The organism is Anaerosoma tenue (genome assembly GCF_023161965.1).
Taxonomy (GTDB): domain Bacteria; phylum Actinomycetota; class Coriobacteriia; order Anaerosomatales; family Anaerosomataceae; genus Anaerosoma; species Anaerosoma tenue.
This window is the reverse complement of sequence record NZ_JALNTY010000002.1, coordinates 504,123-529,354: the sequence shown is the minus strand read 5'-3', so window position 1 is coordinate 529,354 and position 25,232 is coordinate 504,123. Positions and strand designations below refer to the sequence as shown.

Annotated in this window: 24 protein-coding genes and 1 tRNA gene; 10 read left to right on the top strand and 15 right to left on the bottom strand. The window is 65.4% G+C overall.

Translation table 11 applies throughout. The annotated features are described in order from the left end of the window. Positions 1–13: 13 nt before the first annotated feature. The gene (locus tag MSB02_RS07550; RefSeq protein ID WP_323748513.1) at positions 14–538 is read right to left on the bottom strand and encodes a DUF305 domain-containing protein; all 525 of its coding nucleotides are present in this window, start codon (positions 536–538) and stop codon (positions 14–16) included. 138 nt (positions 539–676) lie between these two features. On the opposite strand from MSB02_RS07550, the gene MSB02_RS07545 reads away from it, so the two are divergent. Continuing rightward, positions 677–1,375: an aspartate/glutamate racemase family protein gene (locus tag MSB02_RS07545; RefSeq protein WP_267194615.1), complete on the top strand. Its 699-nt coding sequence runs from the start codon at positions 677–679 to the stop codon at positions 1,373–1,375. A 5-nt stretch (positions 1,376–1,380) separates the two neighbouring features. Then, entirely contained in the window at positions 1,381–2,220 is an 840-nt protein-coding gene (gene tsaA / locus MSB02_RS07540; protein ID WP_267194614.1) for a tRNA (N6-threonylcarbamoyladenosine(37)-N6)-methyltransferase TrmO, read from the top strand. Positions 2,221–2,229: 9 nt separating this feature from the next. Here the strand turns inward: tsaA and MSB02_RS07535 are convergent, their stop codons facing one another. Then, positions 2,230–4,419, bottom strand: coding sequence for an acetate--CoA ligase family protein (locus MSB02_RS07535; protein ID WP_267194613.1), 2,190 nt, complete (start codon positions 4,417–4,419; stop codon positions 2,230–2,232). A gap of 156 nt (positions 4,420–4,575) precedes the next feature. On the opposite strand from MSB02_RS07535, the gene MSB02_RS07530 reads away from it, so the two are divergent. Both MSB02_RS07530 and MSB02_RS07525 read left to right on the top strand, forming a co-directional pair. Further along, a complete protein-coding gene (locus MSB02_RS07530; protein WP_267194612.1) occupies positions 4,576–5,376 on the top strand; it encodes a nitroreductase family protein in 801 nt (266 codons plus the stop codon). Between the two features lie 29 nt (positions 5,377–5,405). Beyond that, positions 5,406–5,951, top strand: coding sequence for a TetR/AcrR family transcriptional regulator (locus tag MSB02_RS07525; protein WP_267194611.1), 546 nt, complete (start codon positions 5,406–5,408; stop codon positions 5,949–5,951). 26 nt (positions 5,952–5,977) lie between these two features. Here the strand turns inward: MSB02_RS07525 and MSB02_RS07520 are convergent, their stop codons facing one another. From MSB02_RS07520 to MSB02_RS07500, 5 genes are all read right to left on the bottom strand, one after another. Next, on the bottom strand, positions 5,978–6,802 hold the full coding sequence (locus MSB02_RS07520; RefSeq protein WP_267194610.1) for an SDR family NAD(P)-dependent oxidoreductase: 825 nt from the start codon (positions 6,800–6,802) through the stop codon (positions 5,978–5,980). Then, entirely contained in the window at positions 6,795–7,430 is a 636-nt protein-coding gene (locus tag MSB02_RS07515; protein ID WP_267194609.1) for a GDSL-type esterase/lipase family protein, read from the bottom strand. Before MSB02_RS07515 ends, MSB02_RS07520 begins: the two co-directional genes overlap by 8 nt. Beyond that, positions 7,418–8,341 (bottom strand): hypothetical protein, encoded by a 924-nt coding sequence (locus MSB02_RS07510; protein ID WP_267194608.1) that lies wholly within the window; start codon positions 8,339–8,341, stop codon positions 7,418–7,420. The genes MSB02_RS07515 and MSB02_RS07510 overlap by 13 nt, the downstream gene beginning before the upstream one ends. 64 nt (positions 8,342–8,405) lie before the next feature. Next, a complete protein-coding gene (locus tag MSB02_RS07505) occupies positions 8,406–9,437 on the bottom strand; it encodes a tocopherol cyclase family protein (protein ID WP_267194607.1) in 1,032 nt (343 codons plus the stop codon). Beyond that, positions 9,434–10,165: a hypothetical protein gene (locus tag MSB02_RS07500; RefSeq protein ID WP_267194606.1), complete on the bottom strand. Its 732-nt coding sequence runs from the start codon at positions 10,163–10,165 to the stop codon at positions 9,434–9,436. Before MSB02_RS07500 ends, MSB02_RS07505 begins: the two co-directional genes overlap by 4 nt. A gap of 122 nt (positions 10,166–10,287) precedes the next feature. Here MSB02_RS07500 and MSB02_RS07495 point away from each other — a divergent pair, with 122 nt between their 5' ends. After that, positions 10,288–10,464: a hypothetical protein gene (locus MSB02_RS07495; protein WP_267194605.1), complete on the top strand. Its 177-nt coding sequence runs from the start codon at positions 10,288–10,290 to the stop codon at positions 10,462–10,464. 23 nt (positions 10,465–10,487) lie between these two features. On the opposite strand, the gene MSB02_RS07490 is transcribed toward MSB02_RS07495, so the two are convergent. The 4 genes from MSB02_RS07490 to MSB02_RS07475 form a co-directional block, all read right to left on the bottom strand. Next, positions 10,488–11,294 (bottom strand): ion transporter, encoded by an 807-nt coding sequence (locus tag MSB02_RS07490; RefSeq protein WP_267194604.1) that lies wholly within the window; start codon positions 11,292–11,294, stop codon positions 10,488–10,490. Positions 11,295–11,358: 64 nt separating this feature from the next. Further along, the gene (locus MSB02_RS07485) at positions 11,359–11,982 is read right to left on the bottom strand and encodes a DedA family protein (RefSeq protein WP_267194603.1); all 624 of its coding nucleotides are present in this window, start codon (positions 11,980–11,982) and stop codon (positions 11,359–11,361) included. A gap of 310 nt (positions 11,983–12,292) precedes the next feature. Then, entirely contained in the window at positions 12,293–13,174 is an 882-nt protein-coding gene (locus MSB02_RS07480) for a DMT family transporter (protein ID WP_267194648.1), read from the bottom strand. A 54-nt stretch (positions 13,175–13,228) separates the two neighbouring features. Then, positions 13,229–14,509 (bottom strand): 4Fe-4S dicluster domain-containing protein, encoded by a 1,281-nt coding sequence (locus MSB02_RS07475; RefSeq protein WP_267194602.1) that lies wholly within the window; start codon positions 14,507–14,509, stop codon positions 13,229–13,231. Positions 14,510–14,651: 142 nt separating this feature from the next. Here MSB02_RS07475 and MSB02_RS07470 point away from each other — a divergent pair, with 142 nt between their 5' ends. Next, entirely contained in the window at positions 14,652–15,623 is a 972-nt protein-coding gene (locus MSB02_RS07470) for a hypothetical protein (protein WP_267194601.1), read from the top strand. A gap of 28 nt (positions 15,624–15,651) precedes the next feature. Here the strand turns inward: MSB02_RS07470 and MSB02_RS07465 are convergent, their stop codons facing one another. The 4 genes from MSB02_RS07465 to MSB02_RS07450 all read right to left on the bottom strand — a co-directional run bounded on the left by MSB02_RS07465 (position 15,652) and on the right by MSB02_RS07450 (position 20,899). Further along, positions 15,652–18,975 (bottom strand): ABC transporter ATP-binding protein/permease, encoded by a 3,324-nt coding sequence (locus MSB02_RS07465; protein ID WP_267194600.1) that lies wholly within the window; start codon positions 18,973–18,975, stop codon positions 15,652–15,654. A 27-nt stretch (positions 18,976–19,002) separates the two neighbouring features. Continuing rightward, on the bottom strand, positions 19,003–19,548 hold the full coding sequence (locus tag MSB02_RS07460; protein ID WP_267194599.1) for a TetR/AcrR family transcriptional regulator: 546 nt from the start codon (positions 19,546–19,548) through the stop codon (positions 19,003–19,005). 156 nt (positions 19,549–19,704) lie between these two features. Next, positions 19,705–19,797, bottom strand: a tRNA-Ser gene (locus MSB02_RS07455). A 154-nt stretch (positions 19,798–19,951) separates the two neighbouring features. Then, positions 19,952–20,899, bottom strand: coding sequence for a glycine betaine ABC transporter substrate-binding protein (locus MSB02_RS07450; protein ID WP_267194598.1), 948 nt, complete (start codon positions 20,897–20,899; stop codon positions 19,952–19,954). A 522-nt stretch (positions 20,900–21,421) separates the two neighbouring features. Between MSB02_RS07450 and MSB02_RS07445 the strand changes: the two genes are divergently transcribed. The 4 genes from MSB02_RS07445 to MSB02_RS07430 all read left to right on the top strand — a co-directional run bounded on the left by MSB02_RS07445 (position 21,422) and on the right by MSB02_RS07430 (position 25,055). Continuing rightward, positions 21,422–22,237 (top strand): transporter substrate-binding domain-containing protein, encoded by an 816-nt coding sequence (locus tag MSB02_RS07445; protein WP_267194597.1) that lies wholly within the window; start codon positions 21,422–21,424, stop codon positions 22,235–22,237. Positions 22,238–22,344: 107 nt separating this feature from the next. Next, positions 22,345–23,001, top strand: coding sequence for an amino acid ABC transporter permease (locus MSB02_RS07440; protein WP_267194647.1), 657 nt, complete (start codon positions 22,345–22,347; stop codon positions 22,999–23,001). Between the two features lie 2 nt (positions 23,002–23,003). After that, a complete protein-coding gene (locus MSB02_RS07435) occupies positions 23,004–23,726 on the top strand; it encodes an amino acid ABC transporter ATP-binding protein (RefSeq protein ID WP_267194646.1) in 723 nt (240 codons plus the stop codon). Between the two features lie 192 nt (positions 23,727–23,918). Continuing rightward, on the top strand, positions 23,919–25,055 hold the full coding sequence (locus MSB02_RS07430) for a KamA family radical SAM protein (protein ID WP_267194596.1): 1,137 nt from the start codon (positions 23,919–23,921) through the stop codon (positions 25,053–25,055). Positions 25,056–25,232 lie beyond the last annotated feature (177 nt).

The following is a 25,232-nucleotide window of genomic DNA, read 5'->3' as shown; positions in this document are numbered from 1 at the left end:
CCGGGCTCGCCCACTAGTATACGGGCACCGGCCGAACCTCCGCCTCGGCATCCGTGGTAGCGGCCCCGTTGGCGCGGATATCCTCGATCAGCCACTCCATCTCACGGATCTCGCGCTCTTGCGCGTCGATGATCGCATCCGCCAACTCCCGGACCCGTACGTCCTCGATCTGCGCGTTCTCGCTCGTGAGGATGGCGATCGAGTGATGCGGGATCATCCCTTGCATGTAGTCGACATCGGTCACCGTAACCTGGCTGCGGATGAGGAAGACGACCACGGCGAAGACAACGACCGCTCCGGCGAATATCGCCACGTTGGTCCGCGTGCGCGTGTACATGCGCAGCATGTAGCCAAGCATGACCACCGTCATTGATGCGCCCATCATCACGGTCATCAGGATGCGCATCTCGCTGATCCGCGCATGGCCGAGGACATCGGCCGAGTTCACGTACATCAGCACGTGCATCACCACCATCGAAGTGGCGATCATCGCGAAGAACCGCAGGTAGGCCTTGCCACTGGTACGTTCAGGTTGCACGGGAGTCCTCCTCCCATCTGGTTGCGGGCTGGCGTGGGAAACATCGCCGCTGCTCTTGTATGTGTACCCGCGCAGGGATCTCCTGGGGGCGGGTACACTGGAACACACGGAAGAGAGCGCGGCGACAGGAGCGGCACCATGAAGACGATCGGCGTGATCGGCGGCATGAGCTGGGAGTCCACGGTCCCCTACTACCGCGACCTCAACGAACTGGTGAAGCGCCGGCTCGGTGGGTTGCACTCGGCCAAGGTGGTGCTCTACAGCGTGGACTTCGCCGAGGTCGAGCGCATGCAGGCCGAAGGCGCGTGGAACGAAGCCGGCGCGCTGATGGCGCACGCGGCGCACTCGCTTCAGGCGGCTGGCGCCGAGGTGGTGCTGCTCGCCACAAACACCATGCACGAGGTGGCGTACGCGATCGAAGCCGCCATCACGGTGCCGTTCATCCACATCGCCGATCCTACCGGCGAGGCGGTCCGGGCGGACAGGCTCACCACCGTGGGCCTGCTCGGCACGCGATTCACGATGGAGCGCGACTTCTACCGCGCCCGGCTGTCCGAGCGCCACGGGATCGCCGTGGTCACTCCTGCCGAGGAGGACCGCGCCGAGGTGCACCGTGTGATCTACGAGGAGCTCACCCTGGGCATGATCAGCGAGCGGTCGCGGGCGGCGTTCACCGCCATCATCGGGCGGCTCGCCGATGGTGGCGCGCAGGGCGTGATCCTCGGCTGCACCGAGATCCCGCTGCTCGTGCGGCAGGAGGACTCGGCGCTGCCGTTGTTCGACACCGGAGCGCTGCACGTCCGCGCCGCCGTCGACTTCGCGCTTGCCGGGGAGTGAGGCCGATGAGCCCCGAGAGCATCGACCGCCAGCAAGGAGCCGACATGATCCCCGAACTCACCCCGATCGGCCGAGTGCACTCGCCGGTGACCGACCCCAAGAAGATGGTGCGAGGAGGCGTTGCCGCCACGATCGAGCTCGATCCGCGCTATGCGGACGCGCTGCTCAACATCGAGGAGCACTCGCACCTGTGGATACTCACCTGGTTCCACCTGAGCGACCGCGAGACCCTGCAGGTGACTCCCGGCCGCCTGGACCCCGATGCGCCCACGTACGGCGTCTTCGGTCTGCGCGCCAACAGGCGTCCCAACCCCATCGCGCTCTCGCTCGTGGAGCTCGTGCGGGTGGAAGGCGCCACGCTCCATGTGGACGGCCTCGACGCCGTGGACGGCACCCCGGTGCTCGACATCAAGTCGTACTTCGAACGTGACTGCGTCTTCTCCCCCAAGGCGCCCGTCTTGCGGCCTCCGGAGCGCGGGCCACGCTATGCCGACCTCGTCCGGCTCGCCCGCCAACACCACCGGGAGCTGTGCGCGGACCTCCATCTCGGCGCACGCATGGCGCTCGCCGCCGAGGAGCGCATCGGCAAGCTCACCTCCCCGGGACTGCTGGTGACGGTGGAGGGGCCGCGATGCCTGGTGGACACGATCCAAGGCCTCACGCGCGCCCGCTTCGCGAACCCTGCCCGGCTCACGTATGTGGAAGGCCCGGGGCCAGGGGTGACCGTGTGGGAGAAGCCCGGGGCACGGCTGGTGATCTCGGCCACGGATAGTGCGGCCGGGCGCGACGACTGGGCGCTCGACGCCGTGAGCGACGAGGAGCTGTTCGTGATCGAGGAGGCGTAGGGCGGGGCGCTACCCCGCGCGTCCGTCGACGTACTCCCGGTACCACGCCAGAGCCGAGAACGCGCGTATCGCCGCGACCGGAGAGTACACGATCACCGCGTCGTAACGGCCGCTGCCGTGGAACGTCGCGGTCTCGAGCGGACGCAGGGGGACGTTGATGATCGGCTTGCCGGTACGTTCCATGAGCTCGGTCACCCGCATCAGGAACGAGGTCTCCTCGGCATTGAACATCCCCCGGCACGGCCCACCGGGGCCGTCCACGAGCAGCGCCTCGTCGGCGATCGCGCCCGTGGACGGACTGTTGAGGATGCCGAGCACCGCCACGGCGTCTACCGCCTCGCTCTCCACGAGCACCGTGAGCGCGCGTTGCGCGAGGTCCGAGCCGATGGCGGCCACCAGGTCGATCGGGTTGTTGCGGCTCCAGTAGCCGGGCAACAGCGCATCCAGCTCGGCGAAGACTTCCGGCGTGAGCGGCGCCAACTCGAGGCCGGCGCGAGCCACCTCGTCGGCAGCCAGCACGCCCCACCCGCCTCCGAGCGTCATGACGGCGATGCGTCGACCCTTCGGAAGCGGGAGCGCGGTGAGGCACATCGCCACATCGAGACTCTCATCGGGGCCCGTGCGCACGAGACATCCCGCCTGATGGGCCGCCGCCATGAAGACCTCGGCCGCACCCGCCATCGCACCGGTGTGCGACACCGCCGCGCGGACGCCGAGCTCGGTCAGGCCACCCCGGAGCACCACCACCGGCTTCTTGGGCGTAATGCGGCGCGCCACATCGAAGAAGTGCCGTCCGTCGCCGACGCCTTCCAGGTAGACGAGTGCGGCAGCGGTCTTGGGTTCGTCGGCCATCGCGTCGAGCACGTCGAGCGCGCTGGTGCTCGCCTGGTTGCCTACGCTCACGTACGCATCGATGCCGATACCGCGCCGCTCGGCCCTTGTCACCAGCTGCACGCCGATGTTGCCCGACTGCGACACGATGCTGAGGCGGCCGGCCGGCGGCCGCAACTCAAGGAAGCCCACGGCGTGGAGATGGCTGTGCAGCGAGAGCAACCCCATGCAGTTGGGACCGATGAGCGTGATGCCCCACCGCCGGGCGGTCTTAACAAGCTCGGCCTCAAGGGCCGCACCCTCCTCGCCCGCTTCCGAGAAGCCAGCGGCGACCACGAGGGCCGCGCGGACGCCACGCCGGCCGCACTCCTCGAGAGCGGCGTTCACCTGCGGCGCCTTCACCGCCACGAGCGCCAGGTCGGGCGCCTCGGGCAGAACGGCCACGCTCGCGAAGGCGGGCAGGTCCTGCACGGTCCCGCCGCGGCCGTTCACGGGGTAGATGGGACCCGCGAAGCCGCCCTCGATGAGGTTGCGCATGAGGGAGCCGCCCCATTTGCGCAGGTCATTCGACGCGCCGATCACCGCCACGGAACCCGGTGCGAGCAACGGAGACAGATCGGGCGCGGCGTACGTGCGGTGAGCTGGCGGATGCTGCGCGGCTGACGGATCGAGCACCACGAGCGCATCGGCCGCCACTGGCGTCGCGCCCTCGATGATGAGCGGATTCACGTCGATCTCGACCACGGCCGGGTGGTCGACAGCGATCCGCTCGAGCGCACGGATCGCGGCGGCCAGCGCTTCCCGGTCCACAGGCGCCATGCCGCGGAACCCGCCGAGCAGCGAACTCGCCCTGATGCCTGACAGCATGCCCTCGATATCCCGCTCCTCCAGAGGCGTCACGCCAAAGGCGATGTCCTTGTGTGCCTCGGCGAAGATGCCGCCGATGCCGAAGAGGATCACCGGCCCGAACAGCGGATCGCGCTTCATGCCGAGCATGAACTCGCGTTGCCCGCGCACCATACGCTCAACAAGCAGCACGGCGTCCTCGCAGCCCGCGCGTACCAGGAGATCGCGAGCGGCGGCGCGCACGGCGTCATCACCGTACAGGTTGAGCGCCACGAGCCCGCGATCGGTCTTGTGGCCGATGTGGGACCCCACCGCCTTGAGCGCCACCGGGCAGTCGAGCCCGCGGGCGAGCGCTGCCGCCTCATCCGCATCGCTCGCCAGACCGCCCTCGGGGACCGGCACCCCGTACTCCGCAAGCAGCGTCTTAGCCTGCCGCTCGTCAAGCGCACCGAGACCCCGGGCAACCGCCTCCGCAACGACACCGCCGCGGGGCGCAGACGCGACACTCGGCTCCTCGTGCACTCCTCGGCTCTCCCCTCACCGGCGGCATCACGGGGAGTATTCCCGTATGGGGCACGCGGCGCATCGGGGCCAGTTGCGCAGGCAGGACTTGACACTGCCACCAATGTAAGTGAATACTCACTTTGACCACGTGTACGCCAAGAATAGGAGCCCCCGATGCATCTCAACCCCCCTGTATCCCGCACCCTCGATCCGGCCTGGCTCGAGGCTATGCAGTCACGGATCTCAAGCCGCCGCTACAACGGTGAAGCGATAGACGGCGCGCTTCTCGACCGGCTCGATCAGACCTGCCAGCGCCTTTCAGACACCGAGGCGCCCGCCCGCGCCGTCCTGGTCCGCCAGGCGCCGCCCGAGGTGTTCACCGGTCTCGTGGGCAGCTACGGACGGGTGGAGGATTCCCCGTCGCTCGTGGCGTTCGTGGGCACGGATGACGCAGCTCACGACATCGGCTACGTGGGCGAGGCGGTCATCCTCGAGGCCACCATGCTCGGGCTCGATACGTGCTGGATCGCCGCATCCTTCGACCCCGAGCGCGCAGGCCGGCTTGCCGAACTCGGCGAGGGCGAGCGCGTGCACGCAATCACCGCACTGGGACACGCCACCGACAAGACCGGCATCTCGGAGAAGCTGATGCGGGCTTCGCTGAGCGCCAGGAAACGGCTGCCGATGGATACGATCGCGCCCGGTCATGGGGACTGGCCTGCATGGGCGCGGGAGGCGGCCGCGGCCCTGCGCCTGGCCCCTTCGGGAGCCAACAAGCAACCATGGAGGCTGCACATGGACGGCGACGCGCTCGTGATCACGGAAGCCCCGAAGGTCTACTGGACCGCGCCGATCGACTTCGGTATCGCGATGCTCCACGCCGAGCTTGGCGCAGAGCATGCGGGTGTCTCCGGACGATGGACCACCGACCGGAACGATGAAGTGGCCCGGTTCGTTCCCCACACCGCATCATGACACCGAGGCCGAGCAGTCAGGCGGCGATCGTGGATGCTGCGCTGTCCTGCTTCGCACGCACCGGCTACGACGCCACCCGCATACGGGATATCGCGCAGGCGGCCGGCGTGTCCGAGGGCGCCCTCTACCGACACTTCGCCTCCAAGGAGGACCTGGCGCGCGAGCTGCACCTGCAGGCCATGTCGCTCTTCGGGGAGGAGCTGGTCGCCGCCTCGCGGCGCGACACACCGCTGGAATCGCTCCGCGCGATGGCCGCCCGCGTGCTCGCACTGTATCGAGAGCGGCCCGCGGCGTTTGTGTTCGCCCTTGTGCAGGCCCCGCCCGCGGCGCTCGCCAGCATGCCCGCCGATGACCTGCCCATCGACATCATCGCCAGCGTCATCGAGCGCGCGCGAGCGGAGGGCGGCGTACGCGACGGCGATGCACGCGTGCTCGCGTCGTGCTATCTCGGCTGCCTGATGCAGCCCATAAGCCTTTCGCTCTCGGCTCCGGGATGCGTGCATGATGTCTTCGCTGACGACTCGGCCGACCCGACGATCATCGAGGCGGCGCTTGGCGCGGTAGGGCTCGTGTAGCCGGGACGCACAGTGCGCTGGCGCCGCTACATCGGTTCCATGCGTCCCGTGATGCGTGCCCACATCAGCTTGAAGCCGCCGAGCATGCCCCGTACGGCACTGCCCGCACGACGCACCTCACCCGATCCCTTGCCCGGAACGGTGCATGCGGCGTCCACAAGCGCTGGACCTACCGCCTCGATCGGCGTGCCGATGGCGTCGAGCACGACCCGCACGTTGTCCACGATCGGCTCCAGGCCTGGCGTCACGGCCATGTCGGCGCCGTAGAAGTCAGTGTCCACCATCCCCGGCATGAACACGAGGATCGAGACGGGATCGTCCTCATGCTCGGCCGCGAGGCTCCGAGTGAAGACCATCACGCCCGCTTTGGTGGCGGCGTATGCGGCCGTGTACGCTGCCGCGTCTCCCCGTCCTCCCCTGCCGGAGACGTTGATGAGCACACCGCTTCCACGCTCGACGAAGTACGGCACCACCATCCTGGACGCCAGCATCGTGCCGATGAGGTTGATGTCCACGATCGAACGGATCTCGTCGGGCGACGTGTCGATGTGAGTGCGCAGGCCGAGCGAGATACCAGCGTTGTTCACCCACACGTCTACGCCGCCGTGCGTCTCGATCGCGTGTGCCAGCAGCGCCTCAAGCGCTGCCGGGTCGGCCACGTCGCACGGTATTCCCGAAGCCTGCGCGCCGCGGTCTCTGAGTGCCTCCACCGTTTCATCGACCGCGCCCACAGTGCGAGAGCTCACCACCACGGTCGCGCCCGCATCGGCGCAGGCCTCGGCCATCGCACGGCCGATGCCGCGCGTTGAGCCCGTGATCACCACGACCTTGCCGCTGAGTGTGCTAGACATGCGTATCTCCTTGGTCTTGAGACGCGATGCTCCCCGACAGCGCCTCGAAGACCGCCTCGGCGATCAGCGTCTGACCCGCCGCTCCGGGGTGCACCCCGTCGAACCTGAGCGCCTCCGGATGCTCGGCGGTGATGGCGTTGACGTCGATGAGCCCGCAGCCGAGGTCGTCCGCGATTTCCTTGATCGCGCCGCACATCTCCGCCAGCGCCAGCTCGTCCATGCCGTAGCGGACCTTCGTGCTGCGTCCGAGCCGGAAAAGCGTCGGAGGCGTGAGCAGCCATGCCGCCGGGTGTGAATCGAGGGACAGGTAGTGGACGACCAGTTCCCGATAGTCGTGGGCGAACGCGCTCAGGCTCTTCCAGTTGTCGCCTCTGGAATCGTTGGTGCCGAGCATGATGAGCACGATGTGGGGAGCGAACGAGGAGCTCTCAGCGAACGCCTTACTGCTCCAGTACGGGAAGTCCGCGGACCGCTGTGCGGCATGTGCATTCACACCGAAGTTGCGTACGCGGTACCCGCTCCCGAGCATCTCCTGCAACTGTGCAGGGTACGCGTTGACCCTCCGGCGCCAGGCGAACGTCCCGCGGGTGATGCTGTCGCCTACACATGCGACCCTCACGTTTCGCATGTGCTCTCTCCGACGGCTCCCAGCCTGTCGTTCATCTCGTCCACCGCGCGCTCGAGATCCTCGGCCGTGCGCATCGATGTCGCCGTGGGGTAGGTCGTGGTGACGAAATGCTGCGCGTACGGGAAGACCGCCGCCTCGAAGGGCTTCGGGTCGAGCATGCCTCGCCCGAACGTGTTCACGCACAGCGAGATGTCCTCGAGCGGCAGCTTCAGCGCCTCGGCCATCTCCCCGGGATCGAAGATCAGACCGAACGGCTTGGTGGACTGCTGCAGGTCGCTGCCGTAGTCGACCGAGAGGTTGCCCTCCACCCACACGCGCTGGTCGAGCGGGGTGCGCACGGCATTCGTCATGTCGGCGACGAGCGAGAGGCCGTTGCCGGACTGCTCGCTCGACATCTCTACGATGACCTCACCGCGATACGAGGTGGAGACGACAGAATGCGACGTGCTCGGCAGTGCGAAGCCGCTTGCCGGATCGTAGCTCGGGGCGTTGCTCTCGTATTCCTCGATGATCCACGAGAGCAGACCGGTCTCGGCGTTCTCGGCCATGAGGTAGAACTCCACCCGGCTGCCCCAGAAGACGTTGGTGTGCACGTTGAACGCGCTCACGATCGCACAGGGTCGCGGGGGCGTGTCAGCGAACATCGCCGAAGGATGCAGGCGATAGCCCGGCGGGAGGAGCCGCCCGGCCGCGTCCGGATCGGTAATCTCGAAGGACAGGAAGACCGCGTACGGCTCCACGATGAAGCTCATGTACGGATCGGTACGCGACCCGTGCTCGACGATGCGGTTCTGCAGCCAGCGGGGCAGCTTGCGCAGGATGCCCATGCCCTGAACCCGCATCGCCACCGTGCCCGGCACGACGGTCTTCTCGGTGTTCCTCACGTAGCGCCGAAGGTCTGCAGGTCTCATCGCGATGTCTCCAGTTGTGAGGCGCGCTGACACGTCGAAGTCTGACGGTGCTGCGATGCCCCGTCTACTTCCTCCGCGTAAGACCGGCCTCAAGCTCCCCGGCCTGATCCATGAGCTCCACGCCCGCGTGCAGCCCCCGGCCCTCGAACAGGAGCGCGTCTCCACGGGTCAGCTTCACGCCGATGCTCGCATCGAGACTCTCCCACACCGTGCCGTCCATCGCGCCGAGCACCGGCGAGCGGAGTTCCCCCGGATGCGCGCCCTCGACTGTGAGTTCGAGACGCAAGCCGGCCTGCTCAAGCGCCATGCGCGCTTCACCGTCCCGGATGGAGAACGCCCGCATCTTCGCGCCGTTGTAGGTGGTGAACTCGTGGAGCTCCCCATCGTGCAGCAGCCCTACGATGTAGCCCACGAACGAACCGCCGAGCCACGGGATGCGGGCTACCGAGATCATCATCGAGATCCCCGGCGTCCCGAAGTGATTGCTTTGCGCCCAGACCCACGCGCTCGGGAACGATCGGCCCCAGTCCTTCTCAACGTAGCCGCGCCCGCCGTCGAAGCTGAGGCTGGCGCCGTCGATCTCAAGACCGCCGTCCACAGCGTGATCGAGCCCGAGCACACCGTGGTACGTCTCCATGAACGGCACGAACCGGTACCAACCCATGACACCCGGCGAGAGCGGCCTGACTGGCCAGCCCACCCACTCGCCGAAGCGCAGTTCACCTGTGAGCCGACCCGCCGCACCATCGGCATCGAGCCACGCGCCTTCCGAGGAGAACCGGTTGGGCCCCACTTCGATCTCGAAGCGATCGGTCGCGAAGCGGAACTCCTCGGCCGGGTATTCCCAGTACGCTGTGGTCCCACCGGCACGGATCAGCTGCACGAACGCATGGGAGCCGACTCCGTCGGGCGTGAGCGAGATCCCGGGGATGAGCGCAACCGCATGCCGTGCGTCGGCATCCACACACTTGAGGTACCAGCCTTCGAAGTAGCCCCGCCGCTTGGGGCCGTCCTGGTACCAGTCGGGATGCCACAGCTTGGAGAACCGATGGGCGAGTGGCGCCGAGCGTGCGGTTGCGGCAAGCAGGTCGTTCACGTGCGACGCCCCTGTCCCTCCGTGCGGGCCGCCTCGGCTCCCTTCTGCAGCGTGCTCGCCATGAGAAAGCCGGCAAGCAGGATAGCGCTGGCGACCATCTCGGCGAAGTAGAGGCCCTGCGTGGCTCCGGCGCGCGCCATCGAGCCGGCCCCGGCGATCGCAAGGGTGCCGATGATGATGAGCACATTGGCCCACACGCGATACCGGTACGCCTTCTTGGGCCAGAAGCGGATGATCGAGTAAGTCGAGCCGCCGATCAGGAGCAGCGTGCCCGGGATATTGAAGGCGAGCGACATGATGCGCGGGAACGAGCCCGCCGCGCCCAGGCCCGCGCCGCCGACCACGATGCCCGGCTGCAACGCCTCGTAGTGAAGCTCGGTGGTGAACGCCCCCCACAGGAAGACCGCGAGCATCACGAGGTTGAAGGCCAGGTAGGCGTGCCCCCAGGTGCGCTTCCGGGTCACCAGATACAGCGTGCCAAGCCCCAGGAAGCCCACCATCGAGGCGGCGAAGACGATGTAGAAGCGGTAGACGGTAGGGTCCCAGTTCTGGGTGAACTCCGAGTAGAACTCCATGAAGGCGGCCACGGCGTAGAGCAGGAAGCCGAACGCCCACGCAAGCTGGTGCGGCTTGCGACGCGTGTACCACTGCCGCGCCAATAGGCCAACGTACACGAAACCGATGATCGCAGTGATCAACGGCCACCAGTAGCTGCTCCAGAACTCCATGGCTCCCCCTCGAAGTCGTGGCATCACGCTCCGCCTCATCATCGGTCAGCCACCACTGACGCGCAACGGGACGTCACGCTATCATCGAGTTCGGGCGCAGAAGTCTACTGCACGGAGGTCCCATGAAGAGGGCGGCAACCTGGATCGGCGTCGGCGTTGGCGTGCTGCTGTTCCTGTGGATCGCGATGCACTTCATGCTCACCACGATCAACCCCGCGCAGGAATCGCCAGCGGGCCACTTCCAGAGCGCGTGCTGGGCGTGTCACATGACGCTCGAGTCCGCCGAGCTCACCGAGTAGCCCGAGGAGCCCCCTGCCGCCCGTCAGCCACGATCGGCCGAGGGCTCGTCATCATCGACCGCTTCAGCGTACTCCTCGGCGATCTCCCGCTGGATGCGTTCGGAGAACCCTGACGCAAGGATAGCCGCCGGCAACGCGAAGAGACCCGCGCTCAACACGCTGATGGCTGCAGAGATGATGCGCCCCATCGTGGTGATGGGCGTGGCTACCGAGTTGCCGGAGAACGACTGCACCGACAACCACAGTGCCTGCGGGATGCTGGAGTACACCTGTGGCTGGCCGGGGTTCTCGACGTAGTACATGAGCCCTCCCGCCGAGAACAGCAAGATGGCCAGGACAGTGAGAGAAGACCACAGTTCTGAGCGCTTCGCGCTGAGCACGTCGATGAGCGCCTGCATGGAGTTCGAATACCGCCCGAGCTTCAAGACTCGCAGGAGTCTCAGAAGGCGCAACAGCCGCACGAAGCGTAGATCGATGCCGGTGATAGGCAGGTAGAACGGCAGCACCGCGACGAGATCCACGACTGCCGGCCACGACACCATGTAGCGTAACCTGCCCGCGACCGGACGACGATAGCGCGGGTCCTCGACGGCCACCCAAAGACGTAGCACATACTCGATGGTGAACACGACTACCGAGAACACCTCGAATGAGACAAGGGCCCCACCGTACTGCCGCTGGATCGAGTCAACGGTCCCAAGTGCGACTGCGAGCACGTTCGCAAGGATGAGCACGGTGAGGGCCATGTCGAAGGCACGGCTGACCCGATCGACCGCGATCGCGGTCTCAAGAACCTCGTAGAGTCTGCGTCTGATCCGATCGATGCTCATCCTGACTGCATCACGTCCTCAGGCCGGGTAGCCCTCGGGCCACAAGGCGGGCAGTGGCGGGGAGTCACTGACCATCATGTCCATCGGAGCCCTGGATCTTCTTCCGCATGCGCCACACCGCGACACCGACCCCGATCAGCACGAGAGCGGTCGCCGCCACACCGGCCCATGTGGCCAGACTTGCGGCCTGTCTGACACCGAGCCCCAGAAGCCAGCCAAGGCCCACGAGCGCCGGATAGTACACCGCGGAAGCTACGAGCACGTACAGCAGCGCCTTCCACGGCGACATGTCGGATGCTCCTACGATCGCCGGGACAAGGTTCTTGATCCCCCACGCAGGACGGCCTAGTAGCAGCGCGATCGCCCCGCGTTCTCGGACATACTCACGGGCCCCTTCAACGTCAGCGCCATGACGCTCCAGCCAGCCACCCCAGCGGTCGAACAGACGGGGGCCGGCGCGCCTGCCGATGGCGATACTGATCGCGTTGCCTATGATCTCGCCGACAGCCGCCGATCCTGCAACGTAGATCGGGTCGAGGCCGGAGAAGCGCGACGCGAGACCGGCCGCAAGGATGACCGCCTGCCCCGGAACGAACATCCCTACGAGAAACGTGTTCTCAAGTGCCGCCACCGCCAACACGATCGGATAGCCGTGACTTTCGAGGAGAGAGAACAGCGTGTCGAGCACGGCGCGGCCTAGCCGACGACGATCGGCAGATCGATCGTATGTGTGGCCCCATTGTCCGACACGATCTCAGCGCCCAAGACACGCGAGCCCACCACTTCTGATCTCGCCGGAATCGCCATTGGGCCTCCCGTTCCCTCGTGATCAGGATGCCCGCACCCTGTGCCATCCGCCGGGCACGAGACACAGACTACGTACCCGGCCCCGCCGCCCTCCACTCACGCCGAGCGGTGCCGGGCGTGCACTGATCGTCGGGACATCCACTCCGGCAAATCCGATGACCTCCGCCCACCCTCCAGCGAGGGCGCGAGTCTCAGGCGGCGTTCCCGGACATCTCCCTGGTGAGCCAGAAGCCGGATCCCAGGAGCAGCGCGCCTCCAACGACCATGCCCGTGCCCGGCACCTCTCCGAAGACCAGATAGCCGAGAAGAGAGGCGACCACCGGGGACACGATGACGTCTACCAACGAGTAGGTATTGGCGCGGATCTTCTTGAGCACGAGAGAGATGCCGAAGTAGGCGAACCCGGTGGATACGACTCCGAGACACAGGGCCCAGAGGACAACCGGTAGATCGATCCCCAGTGCGGGATACGGGATCATGGCCCCCACCTCGCCCGGACCGAATATGAAGATCGATGGAGAGAGCACCAGCGCAGCTACAAGCATCGACCAGGCTATGTCGTTGTCTGAATCGTTCTTGCCCTCGTGTCGCATGTAGGTGACCAGCGCTGCGTAAACGGCGCCGTCCGCCAGAGCCACCAGATTGCCCGTCATGTGGCCGCCACTAAGGGGCTTCGCGACAACGATGCCCGCCAGAGCGATGGCGAAGATGGCCGCGTGGGTCCACCTTGGCTTCTCATCAAGGAAGACGGTCGAAAGGATGAAGGTGAAGAAGGGAGCTACGCTCCAGAAGATCACGACGTTGGCGATCGGGGCCAGCGTCATGGCGTAGTTGAAGACGCTTATCTGCAACGCTATCAGCAGGCCCACGACAAGCGTGTCTTTCAAGTTGTCGAGGGGCAGGTCGTTCCTGTTTCCCGCGAGAGGGAAGGCGACCAGCAAGAATGCCGCTGCTGCTGCCAGAGCGTAGAAGTTGAGGGTCAGGATCGGTATGAGCCCGTCCGTCAGCTTGACGAAGACACCGATCGTCGCCTCAGAGAGCGTGATCAACGCAAGCAAGAGACCGGTCTTCAGTGTCACATGGAACCTCCGCGGTCTGATTGGAACCCTACACGCATCCCATGAACGCTACGGCGCGAATCTGGCGATCAGGTACTCCAGGTATCGCGACTTCATCTGCCTGCTGGCAAGCACCTGCTTCGCCGGCGGCAGCCTCAGCACCACACCGAGCAGGGCCGCAAGCGCTCGGTGATTCCACAGTACCCGCTTGTCGAAGACCAGGTCCTGGAGATTCCCGCGCTCGATAGCCATCACGATCACGCGATGCGTCGAGTTGAGCGGTGTGATGACACGCGCCGGACGAGAGCGCAGACTGAGCGCGGTTCGCGAGCAGGTTCGCACGCACACCCCACACCCGAGACAGATCTCCTCATCGACCCGCGCGATCCGGGATCTCGAATCGTGAGGGTCATTCGCAGAGACGAGGCCGATCGCCCCTACGGGACAGACGTCCACACACCGCCCACACCCGCTGCACGCAGTCTCATCGACCGTAGGCATGAAGTTCGACGTGTGCACGGGGTTGAGCATGCCGAAGTCGCGCGCCGCGATCATCGCCTCGCAGCAACACGCGCAGCAGTTGCAGATGAAGTTGACCCTCTCGCGCACGTTCTCGCCGAACTGCACCAGGTTCTGCTCGTAGGCCTGTTGCAGCAGATCGAGCCCCTCGGCGACGTCCACCTCGCGTGCGTAGCCGTGCCGGATCAGCGACGAGGCCGCGCCGTTGAAGGTCATGCATATCTCCATGGGGGCATCGCAGTTGCGACCAACGTGCATCATCTTGTGCCGGCAGTAGCACACGCCGATCCCCCGGTGCGTCGCAGACGTGACCACCTCGGTGGCGCGTTCGTAGTCGAGCACGTGAAGCGCATTCTCTCTGGACAGCACCGGTTCGTGCACGAACACCCGGCCGATCTGTGTCTCGCCCCTCACGAACAGGTTCTTGATGAACTCCTCTTCGATGTTCATGTACTGGTAGAACAGCTCGCCGAGCAGCTTCTGGTCGACGTCGCCGCGCATGCGCATCATCGAGAACTCGAAGAACCCCGCCATCGGCGGAGGCAGTGTGTAGGTCGTCTCACCGTCACGTTCCGTATCGACGAGAACGGCGCGATCGGCAAGTCCGTCCAGGACGTCGCGGGTTTCGGCCACGCTCATCCTGAGGAGGCGAGCGGCTTGTGGCGCCGTGAAAGGCCTGATGGGGAGCTGTGCGAGCACCTGGGCTTCGCGCTCGCTCACCAGCACCTCGAGGATCTTGTAGAGGGTCTCCGACGGAGGCGCGCCCTGGGGAAAGCGGTTCAACCGGTCGACGAACTCCGTGTAACCGGACTTTGTGGTGATGTGTGACACATCTCCCCCTGGCTGTTGTCCAGCATCACAACGTATGTCCAGTCTATTACCCAACGCAAAGAGGTAGGTGAGTGGCGGGGGTATACACCATGTGCGCCGTGGATGTGGCCACCTCGTCGTCTACTCGCCCAAGGAGCCGCACTTGGAGCACTCACGAAGCCTCGCGATCATTGTCACGGTGAGACGAGCGCTGGTCGTGCTGCTGGTCGGCGTGGCAGCGGTCTGCGCCTACGGATCCATCCTTGCGTACTGGGCTGACACGGTGCTGCTCGACACACCGACATTCATGAGAGCCATCGAGCCGATCGTGGACGATGACGGCGCGCGGATGCAAGCCTCCACCACCATCTCCGACGCCGTCATGGACGTCATCGACATACGTCAGATCACGGACCTGGTCGCTCCGGACTTCGATATCCCGGTGATCGACCAGCTCGCTGCGGATCTTGACTCGCTCGTCCGTCAGAAGATCGAAGCCGCCGTGAGAACCGACACCTTCGGCGACTTGTGGCTCGGCGAGATGCGTCGATGGCACATCGGGTTGGTCGGGGCAGTGCACGCAACCACCGATGAGTCGGTGACCGACGGTGCAGAGATACGCGTCGCACTGGGCCCGTATATCGATCTGCTCATCGAACAGGCCGAGAGCCCTCTCATTCGACGTCTCATCACGAGTCTCGTCCCTGACGATATCCGGCAGATGCAGGTCGTCGTCTTCAACGCAGAACTCATAGCGGACAGACTCGAGTTGCTCAGGCTCCTCGGGCGCGCCCGCCCGTACTTGCCCTGGGCGACGGCAGTCGCGCTGCTCCTCGCTTTCACGGCAGCACCTCAGGCACGGCATGCGCTCTTCGGCGCGGGGGTCTCGCTCGCCATCGGCGGGGTGATCGCCGGGGCTGTCACCGCTCGAGAGACCGAGCGGATCGAGAGCCTCATGCGCTCGACGTTCTCGGCCTCCGACGAGAGCGTTGCACACTTCGCTGGAGCGCTCTTCGAGCCACTGAGCACCTGGATCGGATACCTGGCGCTCGCAGGGCTGGCCGCCATGTTCGTGGGTGCGGCAATGATGTGGAGGCGCCGGTCAACGTCCGAGCCAAGCGAGGTCGTGTCATAGGACGCGTGCGGCACGGACCATGCCGCCCCTACTCGCTCCTGAGCGCCTCCACCGGGTCCTTGTGTGACGCGGCCGACGACGGGATCAGTCCGGCCAGGAACGTCAAACCCATGCTGATGACCACGAGGGCGGCAGCGGCGATGCCGGGCAGTATGGCGACGTTCTCGATATCGAAGCTGGCGTTGATGACAGCGTTGGCGGGGATGATGAGCAGGCGCGTCACACCGATGCCCAGTAGTCCTGCCACGAACCCGACGATCAGCGTCTCGGCGTTGAACACCCGCCGGATGTCGCGCTTCGACGCGCCGATGGAGCGCAGGATGCCGATCTCCTTGATGCGTTCCAGCACGGAGATGTAGGTGATGACACCGATCATGATCGACGACACCACCAGGGAGATCGCTACGAAGGCCACCAGCACGTAGCTCACCACATTCACGATATCGGTCACCGAGGACATCAGGGTGCCCACGATATCGGTGTAGGTGATCACTTTGTCGTCGGCGCCCTCGGACTCCATCTGTTCGTTGTAGCCGTCCAGGATCTCGATGACCCGGCCCTTGCTCTCGAAGTCGAGCGGGTAGATGTCGATGCTGGACGGTTTCGCGAAGTCGGCGTAGCCCAGCTTGGCCAGATTGCCGTCGTACGAGCTCTGCTCGGTCACCATCATCGACAGCATCAACTGCGTCAGCTCTTCCTCGTCCATATTGAACTGGAAGATCTCACTGAAGGCGTCTGCGTCCATGCCCATGAGGCCCGACATGTCGTTCGTGAGCTGGCTCATCGACGACTCCAGAGCGGCGCCGATCTGCTCCTGCAGAGCAGTGCCAAGCTCAGTGGTGACCTGCTCCGCGACCATGGAGAGCACCTGCTGCATGTAAGCGGCCATGCTCGCCTGGAGCTGCTCCCCTATCGCCGCTGAGACCGAATCGATCTGCGATTGAACAGCATCGCCGAGACTCTCGGTCAGCGCCGCGAGCAGCCGGCTCTGCAACTCGCTCAGGCCGGTCTCCGCCCCACTGAAGAGCGCCTCGGCCTCTGCCAGGATGGCCTCGCCGTCGGTGGACTCGAGGAAGAGCGGGAAGTTGGCTTGCGTGTCCACCGGATCCAGACCCTCCGCGGTGCAGAACTCCAGGTAGCCCTGCACCATCCGGTTAGCCACGTCAGCGGCCTGCTCCGCGTCCACCCCGAAGTCGATGCCGTCGATGAGTGCCGCGAAGTCTATGTCGGCGAGTGCCGCCTCCAGGTCGATCTCGCCCAGCCCCTCGGTCAGGTCGAGTCCGGCGAGCGCGTCATCGAGGTCAAGCCCCGCAAGCAGGTCTGTCGTATCCAGCGCGGGCATGGCCGACGGATCCAGGCTGAAGTCCTCCATCGAGATGTCCAGCGCAGAAGCGTCGAACGCCAGTTGCGACGCGTCGAAGCTGAACATCGAGGCCATCGCGCCCTCATCCACGGTCACCAGCGATGCCAGGTCGAAACCGTCCCTGTCCGGGTTCTCCTCCTCGTCCAGGAAGGTCCGGCCCGAGAACACGTTCGTGGCTGGCTCGTCCAGTTGCATGCGCACGATCTCGGTCCCGGCCGCCTCCGACACAAGATGGGCGGTCAACGCCGACGTGTAGTAGATCCCGGGCTGCAGCGCGGTCGCGGTCGCCCCGTCCTTGGCCTGGATGACACCCACGACACGGATGTCCTCGCCGTCCTCGACCAGCCGCTTGAGGTACTCGGTGTCCGTCCGTTTGTCGGTCCAGACGTCGTACTGCTCGTCGTAGGCGTAGTAGTCCGTCGCATTCACGAGCTTGAACGAGACGCCCATGAGCTGGTCGTACGTGTAGGACTGGGTGTCGCCCGGCGTGACGATCTCCTCGTCGTTGATCATCTGCTCCACCATGGCGTCCAGCTCGGCAGCGTCGCGAAGCCCCATCGCGTAGGCCATGAAGTCGCTGACCCCGCCGTTGGGTGTCAGTACGACCACCGTCTCGTTATGCGCCGCCGGCCAGCGTCCGGCCATCACGTCGTACTGGTCCTCGATCATCGCGATGTCATCCACCAGTTCCCCGAACACGTTGGTGTTCATGCTGGAGGCCATCAGGGAGTTCGACGACGCGCCGAAGCCGAGAGCGGAGAAGGTGGTGTCCGGGTTGACCTGGCGAACGCCGCCTGAGGTGTCCGGGCTGAAGATCTGCGGCGTCACGTTGTACGAGTAATGGATCAGGTTGACGTGGTCGTTGATGCCCCCGCCGTTCCCGTCCAGATACACCTTGAGCGCCGCCAGGTCGTTGGAGCCCACGGACTCGAACATCCGCGTCATCATCCGCAGCTCCCGCACGTCGCTGCCGTCCGCCACGGCACCCGTGCCGCCGCCCTCATCCATCCCCTCGGCCATGTCGCCTGATGCCGCGAACAGAGAGGTGAAGTCCATACCCTGGCTCTGGATCGTCAGCGGGTACAAGGAGAGCGCGTCCTCCTCGACACTCGCGATGTACTCGTTCACACCGTTCGCCAGAGCCAGGATGGCAGCGATGCCGATGATCCCGATGCTGCCCGCGAAGGCAGTCATCAGCGTCCGGCCCTTCTTGGTCATGAGGTTGTTGAATGAGAGCGCGATGGCGGTCAGGAACGACATCGAGGTCTTCCTGGTGCTCTTCTGGCTCAACCGGGTCGCGTCTTCTTGCGGCCAGTAGGGATCGCTGTCGTCGGCGAGTTGGCCGTCGAGGAGGTTGACGGTGCGAGTCGCGTACGTCTCGGCAAGCTCCGGGTTGTGGGTCACCATGATGACGAGGCGGTCGTTGGCGATCTCGGTGAGGAGGGCCATCACCTGTGCGCTTGTGTGGGTGTCAAGCGCGCCGGTAGGTTCGTCGGCCAACAGGATCTCGGGGTCGTTGATGAGCGCGCGGGCGATGGCCACCCGCTGCATCTGTCCGCCGGAAAGCTGGTTGGGCTTCTTGTGGACGTGGTCTTTGAGGCCCACCTGCTCAAGCGCATCGATCGCGCGACGCCGTCGCTCCAGCCGAGAGACGCCTGAGAGCGTGAGGGCAAGCTCCACGTTGGAGAGCACGGTCTGATGGGGGATCAGGTTGTAGCTCTGGAAGACGAAGCCGATGCGGTTGTTGCGGTACGTGTCCCAGTCGCGGTCCTTGTAGTCCTCGGTCGCGACGCCGTCGATGACCAGGTTGCCGGAGTCATACTGGTCCAGGCCTCCGACGATGTTGAGGAGCGTGGTCTTCCCGGAGCCCGAAGGACCGAGGACGGCCACGAACTCGCTGTCCCGGAACGCGATGGACACACCACCCAGCGCGACCTGCGTGAAGTCGCCCGTGGTGTAGGACTTGGAGATGTTGTGGAGCTGAAGCATCGGGGGCCTCTCGGTAAGAGCGGGGCGCTACGGCAGCAAGCCGGGACTGACGAGCTCAAGCCAGCGCTCGCGGGTCTGTTCAGGATGGTCAAGCGGTCCAGTAGCCACAAGGAGGTAGAGGTCGGTCACGGTCAGGTCCCGGCGGATGTTCCCTGAGTCCTGGCCGGCGGCGATGATCTTCCGCAGAGCAGCCGTACCACGTGCTGTAGCGGGGGGACATGCGAATTCGGTGCCGAGTGTTTGGGCGGCCACCCTGAGCGCACCGTTATCGGCGGCAGCCCCGATCACTCCGCGCAGAAACACGAGTAGCTCATCGCTCGCGGTGGAACCGGTCTCCACCCGGACCCAGGCTGCTTCAGCGGCTTCGGCCAGGCGCTCGACCTGTTCGGTGATCACGGCAGCCACGAGGTCGGTCTTCGTGGGATAGTGGCGGTACAACGTCCCCACGGCGAGGCCCGCTGCACTCGCGATCTCGCTCATCCCAACATCCGGCCCGTGCGCGATGATCTGTGCCCGGGCGGTCTCCAGGATCCTTGCGCGGTTGCGTCGTGCGTCCGCACGCAGTGATTGCATCACGACTACGTCATCCGATCGTATTCCATCCGCCGACGTGAAGTCCGGCGGTCGCCATAACATGAATTGCAGTTCATCATAATATCACGACCGCGCCAAGATGCACGTAGGCCCGGCTTCCTGGTGAGGAGACCGGGCCCACATCTATGCTGCTACTGGCGGAGAGGGAGGGATTCGAACCCTCGTAGCGGGGGATACCCGCTAAACGGTTTTCGAGACCGCCGCATTCAACCACTCTGCCACCTCTCCGGGTGGGTGCCGCCTGCGCGAAGGCGGCAATGCCGCAGTATACCTACCGTGCGGAGCGCGGGCAATCCGCGCATGGGACGGGCCCCGGACAGAACGCCCGGGGCCCGTTGCGCCCATCAAGCCAGCGAGCAGTGCCCGCGTGGCTCAAGCGATACTACTTGCCGAGCCAACCGTCCACGAGCGCCTGGTTGGCCGGATCGGACAGCCAGTCCTCGACACCCTCGGCCTCCTGGCCCGTGCCGTACTCCTGGATCACGGTGTTCGTGAGCGAGCCGATCTGCTCGTCGCTCAGCTTGAAGTTCGTGAGCCACTCGGCAACCTCGGGATACTCGTCGCTGAAGCCCTTGTGGGCAACAACGTGCAGCTCCTCGGCGCCACCAAGATGGCCCTCGGGATCCTCAAGATCACGCATGGGATAAGCACCGTAGGCCCAGTGCGGACGCCACAGCGTCACGACGATGGGCTCCTCGTTGCTCACGGCACGATCGAGCTCTGCGAGCATCGCGCTCGTCGAACCCTCAACGAGGGTGTACTCCTCAAGACCGTAGCCGGGGATGACGGCGTCCTTCGAAAGCCTCATCAGACCGGCGCCCGCCTCGATGCCGATGATCTGACCGTCGAACATGTCAGACTGGCCCTTGAGGTCGGCGATCGACTGGACGTCCACGTAGTCCGGCACGGCCCAGGTGAGCAGGCCGTTGTTGTTCCAGATGCTCAGGTACTCCCAGTTCTCGTCGTACTCGTCGGCGTAGTCGCCATGCGTGATCGGCAGCCACGCGTCGAGGTACAGATCGAGGTCGCCCTCGGCCACACCGGCGTAGACCGGTGCGATATCGAGCTGCGTCAGGTTGACCTCATAGCCCTCGCCCTCGAGGATGTGCTTCCACAGGTACGTGACGGCGATGTCCTCGTCCCACGGCACCCAACCGATCTCGATCGGATCGGCGTCTACCGACGGGGTCTCGCCGTTAGCGTCACCGTTCGTGTCACCATCGGTGGTATCCGCGTCGCAGCCGGCCATCACGGCAGACATGCCGAGAAGCGCGACGGCGAGCATGAGACTCAGAATGAGCCGCATACCCTTTCCTCGTGCGATTTCCATGGTCCCTCCTTGTCTTCGGTGCACGTACAAGGCCTCATCGCCGGCGATGCCGGACAGAGGCCTACAGAGCCAGAGTGCGTGAAGGCTGCCGCACAAGCGGATCGGGGACGAATACGCCGTGTACTCTCTACCCCGCCAGACCCTCCCGGTCACGTTGGGACCGGAAGAGCACGTGCGTTGAACCAACCTGTCGGAGATCCTCCGCGGAGTGATCCAGACCACACATCACATCACGCGATCCATGACCCCGTGATCGCCGGTATCCCGGCAACCGAAGTCCGAGTATAGCAGAGACCCCCCGGCGCCCCAAACGAAGTGCCGCTTATAGCATACGGAATGCCTCTCGTCCAGCATGGGTCGCATAAATTTGTCGTTCCGTTGCCGATTCGGTATAATGGCGTCATCCCTGGTTCATTCCGTCGTGTGCCGGACGGTGTTCTCGGCGCACATACCGACCCGTACCGCGCGCGCTGGCGGAACGGATCGGGGTGTCCGTACCCCCAAGGACGGAGGTCCGACGGAATGAAGAGACTGCGCACGATCCTGTTGTTCTCGGCGCTCGCCATCATGACGGCTTTGGCCGTTGGCTGTAGCGACGGGACCACGGACAGCGACACGGGTGCCGATACCGGCACCGACACCGATGCCGAGGTGACCGAAGAGTTCGTCTTCGCCAACTCCGGCGCGTACAAGCCCTTCAGCTTCGACCAGGGTGGCGAGATCGTCGGCTTCGACGTGGACATCGCCAACGAGATCGCCGAGCGCATCGGCCGCACTCCGGTGATGAACTCGCCGGTGCCGTTCGACACGCTCATCCAGGGTCTCAAGGCCGGTAAGTACGACGCTCTCGTGGCGTCGCACGGCATCACCGCAGAGCGCGAGGAGCAGGTGGACTTCACCCGCCCCTACTACCGTTCGGGCCCGCAGATCTTCGTGCAGACCGGCACGACCGACATCAACGGTCCTGACGATCTGGACGGTCGGAAGGTAGGCGTGCTGAAGGCCTCGACCTATCTCGACCTCGCGGCGACGCTCACCGATGAAGGCAACCTCGTGACCTACGACAGCGACGTCGTGGCGCTGCAGGACCTCACCACCGGCCGCGTTGACGCGGTCATCACCGACAAGCTCGTGGGTCTTGTTGCCCGCAACGAGTCGGGCCTCGAGATCGAGGCGGTAGGCGACGTGCTCATGGCTGACGAGATGGGTATCGCGGTCCAGGAGGGCGACAGCGAGTTGCTCGCCGAGATCAACCAGGCTCTCGAGGACATGATCGCCGACGGTACGTACGAGGAGATCAGTCTGCGGTGGTTCGACGAGAACATCCTCGGCGAATAGACCGCACTCTACTGACGGCACCGCACCGGTCCATCCGGTGATGTGACCACGGGGGCTGGCCTCACGGGCCGGCCCCCGCTCACCGTAAGGAGACATCCGTGGCATTCGTGACCGTTATCCAAGAGCACTTCTGGGGCTTCCTGAAGGCGACGGGGATGACGCTGCAACTCACCGCCGTGTCGCTGGTGCTGGCGGTGGTGATCGGCCTCATATTCGCGTTCCTCAAGCTCTCCAACAACCGCGTGGCGAACCTCGTAGCCAACGGCTACATCGGCCTCACGAGAGGGCTTCCGCTGATCGTACAGCTGATGTTCCTGTACTTCGGCATCAGCGAGATCATCCTCCTGAGCTCCTTCTGGGCTGGCTCGCTCGCGCTCGCATTCCATGCAGGCGGGTACGTGGCCGAGATATTCCGTGGCGCGATCCAGAACGTCGATCGCGGCCAGACCGAGGCCGCCAGGTCGCTCGGCATGTCGAGAAGGAAGGCCATGCGGCTAATCATCCTGCCGCAGGCGTTCCGCAGGGCGATCCCACCGCTCGGAAACCAGTTCATCATCGGCCTCAAGGACAGCTCGCTCGTTGCGTATCTCGGCGTACCGGAGTTGTACAGCAACGCGATGACGGCATCCGCCGCGAACTACCAGCCGTTCGAGACCTACCTCGTGGCAGGTATGTACTATCTCGTCCTCGTCGTCATCTTCACGTGGGTCGTGAACAAGCTTGAGGTCCGGCTCACGCCCCATCGACAGGAGGCTGCGCGATGAGCATCATCGAGATCAAGGGACTCCGGAAGAGCTTCGGCGACCTGGAGGTCCTCAAGGGCATCGACCTCACCATCGACCCGGGTGAAGTGGTGGTCGTCATCGGGCCGTCAGGCTCGGGCAAGAGCACGCTGCTTCGCTGCCTCAACTTCCTCGAGTACCCCACCGGCGGCGAGATCTACGTGAACGGCGACCTCATCGACCCCGCCACGAGCAACCTGGACAAGGTGCGCCAACACATGGGGATGGTGTTCCAGCATTTCCACCTGTTCCCGCACAAGAACGTGCTGCACAACATCACCATCGCCCCCGTGAACGTGAAGGGGCTCTCACAGAAGGAGGCGAACGCGATCGCGCGCGACCTCCTGGACAAAGTGGGGTTGCCCGACAAGGAGAAGGCCTGGCCTTCGCAGCTCTCGGGCGGGCAGAAGCAGCGCGTGGCGATCGCCCGGGCGCTTGCGATGGATCCCGACATCATGCTCTTCGACGAGGTGACCTCGGCGCTCGACCCCGAGCTCGTGAACGAGGTGCTCCAGGTCATGCAGGACCTCGCCGAGAAGGGCATGACGATGGTGATGGTCACCCACGAGATGGGCTTCGCCCGAGAGGTGGCCGACCGCGTGATCATGATGGACGACGGGGTGATCATCGAGGAGGCGACGCCGTCGGAGATGTTCGAGAACCCACGCGAGGAACGCACGCAGGCGTTCCTGAGCCAGATCCTCTGATGCGGATGGGGCTGCAGTCGACACCCGGGCGCGCGCGCCGGTGGCCGTGACTGGCCCGGCTCGAATGTGGAGATAGTCATCCTATGGGGGCGCGATGCGCCCCCATAGACTCCCAGACGCGGCCTTCACCGTCTTTACGCCGCTCTGGGGCCACGAAGCGCCACGTGCGCATCCGTAGGAGGGAGCACCAACGTGAAGACGGTGACCACATCCGGCCCGCTCGGGCTGCACGAGCCCGAGCCACTCGGCCAGGCGGCACGCTGCATGATCGGCGTGCGGGGACTCGACCATCTGAGCGCCGAGGAGCGCCAGGGGCTGGAACGTGTCACGAGACGCTTCCCGTTCAGGGCGAACGACTACTACCTCAGCCTCATCGATTGGAGCGACCCCCACGACCCGATACGCCGCCTCGTGGTCCCCGATGTGAGCGAACTGGATGCGTTCGGCGCCGACGACGCTTCCGACGAGGCCTCCAACACGCGGCTGCCGGGACTCCAGCACAAGTACGGCGACACGGCGCTCCTCCTCGTGACCGACCAGTGCGCGGCGTTCTGCCGCTACTGCTTCCGCAAGCGGCTCTTCAGCGCCGGGGGCCGCGAGACGTCGCCGGACATCTCCGCCGGGCTTTCGTACATCCGACAGCACCCTGAGATCACCGATGTGCTGCTCACCGGCGGCGACGCGCTCGCCCTGCCCACCTCACGGCTCGCCGAGATCGTGGAGTCGATGCTCGGGATCGACCACCTGCACACGGTCCGCCTCGGCAGCAAGATGCTCGCGTACAACCCCGCGCGCGTGCTGACCGACGAACGGCTTCACGCGCTGCTCCGGCGCGCCACCGCCTCGGGCAAGAGCATCTACCTGATGTGTCACTTCGACCACCCGCGGGAGCTCACCCCGGTAGCGGTGGAGGCGCTCGAGCTCGTGCAGAGGCTGGGGGTGAGGTGCGTGAACCAGTCGCCCATCACCGCAGGCGTCAACGACCACCCCGACACGCTCGCCGATCTGCTGCAGGCGTGCACTGACCTCGGCTGCCCGCAGTACTACATCTTCCAGTGCCGGCCCACCACCGGGAACGCGTCGTTCGCAGTCCCGATCACCCGGGCGCTATCGGTGATCGCCGAGGCCCGTTCGCGTGTGTCCGGACTCTCCCGGCGAGCACGCTATTGCATGTCGCACACCAGCGGGAAGGTCGAGGTCGTCGGCATGGACGACGATCACATCTACGCCCGCTACCACCGCGCGAAGGATCCCGCCGACGAGGGCCGCATGCTCGTCTACCGGCGCGACGACGACGCCGTCTGGCTGGACGACCTGGCGCCGGCCTAGCAGAGGCCGCCAAAGCCCGGTCGCGCTACACTGTGCCTGACGTGTCATGACACACGCAGCCTGTGCACATCCGCGCGGACGGTGAAGGGGGAACGCCGTGTACCACGTCGCCGGGGCCGACGGGGCCGTCTACGGTCCCGTAGACAGACCGACGCTTGAAGCATGGGTGGCCGAAGG